Source organism: Peribacillus sp. NPDC058002 (assembly GCF_042886655.1).
GTDB classification, from domain to species: Bacteria; Bacillota; Bacilli; order Bacillales; family DSM-1321; genus Peribacillus; species Peribacillus aracenensis.
The window spans coordinates 1-1,159 of the sequence record NZ_JBHVQU010000532.1 but is presented as its reverse complement, the minus strand read 5'-3'; the positions used below and the strand labels follow the sequence as shown (position 1 = coordinate 1,159).

1 protein-coding gene and 1 pseudogene are annotated in these 1,159 nt (G+C 40.8%); both read right to left on the bottom strand.

Annotated features, from left to right (window positions below):
- Nucleotides 1–12 precede the first annotated feature (12 nt).
- Nucleotides 13–441, bottom strand: a pseudogene (locus tag ACFVSH_RS26900) (M16 family metallopeptidase); the annotation flags it as partial.
- Between the two features lie 46 nt (nt 442–487).
- On the bottom strand, nt 488–1,159 hold a 672-nt coding region (locus tag ACFVSH_RS26895), incomplete at its 5' end, for a polysaccharide deacetylase family protein (RefSeq protein ID WP_387708887.1).

The following is a 1,159-nucleotide window of genomic DNA, read 5'->3' as shown; positions in this document are numbered from 1 at the left end:
ATATACCGCCTAGCTTAAAAGGTCATGTACAATATCATCGGGTGTGTCTTCGTACATTTTGATTTCTTCGTAGACGACATTTTTTTCTTTTTTCAATTCTTCCCCATCAAATGTTGAGTTGAAGAACATATCAGCAAGGATTTCAAGCGCATAGCTTGCATGGTTATCCATTACTTTAGCATAGTAACATGTATACTCTTTTGAAGTGAATGCATTAACCTGACCACCAATACTATCGAACGACTCGGCAATTTCACGCGCATTTCTCGTAGTTGTCCCTTTGAAGAACATATGCTCCAGGAAATGTGAAACCCCATTCAATTCTGGTGTTTCATTTCTTGAACCTGTTTTGATCCATACTCCAATTGCTGCTGAGCGTACAGTTGGAATATTTTCCAATACAATTCTAACTCCATTTTGACACGTGTATTTCTTAATCAACTAACATTCCTCCCAATCATTCTATGCTGCTTTCGTTACCAATGTTTTATGGATTCGATCGCTCTTCATCTACTGCTTCCGAAAGTGTAACAACATCTAAATCTTTCTTTTTTATTTCAATTATTAACGTCTCCAATGACTTTGCAGTAGATTCCGTCGGATGCATCAATATAAATGCGCCAGGGTGTATCTTAGAAAGCACCCTTTGTTGAAGGACTTCAGGGCTTGGCTTTTGCCAGTCGATCGTATCCACACTCCACATGGCGGTCTCCATACCGAAAGAATCGGCGATTTTCACCGTTTCATCCCGGTAGCTTCCACTTGGTGGTGCGAACCATTTCATTTTCAAACCTGTCACCGCTTCAATGACTTCATTCGTTTTTCGAATTTCCTCACGTGTAGCTTGTGCGGATATGTTTTTCATATCGGGATGTGAATAAGAATGATTTCCAATTTCATGCCCGCCGCCCTTAATCATCTTGGCCAAATCAGGATTTTTCTTGGTCCAATTCCCTTCAAGGAAAAAAGTTGCCTTGACATTATTCTTTTTTAACACGGCCAACATATCTTGTAAGTATTCATTCCCCCAGGCCACATTGATTAAAAATGAAACCACTGGCTTTTCGGGGTGGGCCCGGTAAATCGGAGCCGGATCCAGATCCTCCATATGAATCTTTGCAGGGACCTGCTGAAATACCAGCTTATCCTTATCGAACAC